General features: G+C 75.1%; 1 protein-coding gene. It reads right to left on the bottom strand.

Translation table 11 applies throughout. The features are described from left to right. On the bottom strand, window positions 1-406 hold a 406-nt coding region (gene lpxK / locus G3N96_RS38910; RefSeq protein WP_206140511.1), incomplete at both ends, for a tetraacyldisaccharide 4'-kinase.

Raw genomic sequence — 406 nt, 5'->3', positions numbered from 1 at the left:
TTGACGAGCGTGGCGTCGCGGTGCCGCGACAGCGGCTCGCGCAACGGCCCGGCCGGCAGCAGGAAGCCGTTGCCGCCGAGCCGGTGGTCGAACACGACGAGCTCGACCGTGCGCGCGAGGCGGTAGTGCTGCAGGCCGTCGTCGCTGACGATCACGTCGACGTCCGGATGCGCGGCGCGCAGCGCCTGCGCGGCCGCGACGCGATCCGGGCAAACCCAGACGGGTGCGCCGGTGCGGCGCGCGATCAGGAGCGGTTCGTCGCCGCCCGCGCTGGCGCGCGACGCGGGCGTGACCGCGGTCGGCGCCTTCACGTTCGCGCCGTAGCCGCGCGACACGATGCCGGGCGTGAAGCCGGCCGCGCGCAATGCGTCGACGAGTGCGATCACGGTCGGCGTCTTGCCGGTGA

It is taken from the genome of Burkholderia sp. Se-20373 (genome assembly GCF_017104705.1).
In the GTDB taxonomy this organism is placed as follows: domain Bacteria; phylum Pseudomonadota; class Gammaproteobacteria; order Burkholderiales; family Burkholderiaceae; genus Burkholderia.
Note: the sequence above shows the minus strand (reverse complement) of the source record. Positions and strands in the feature narration are given on the sequence as shown.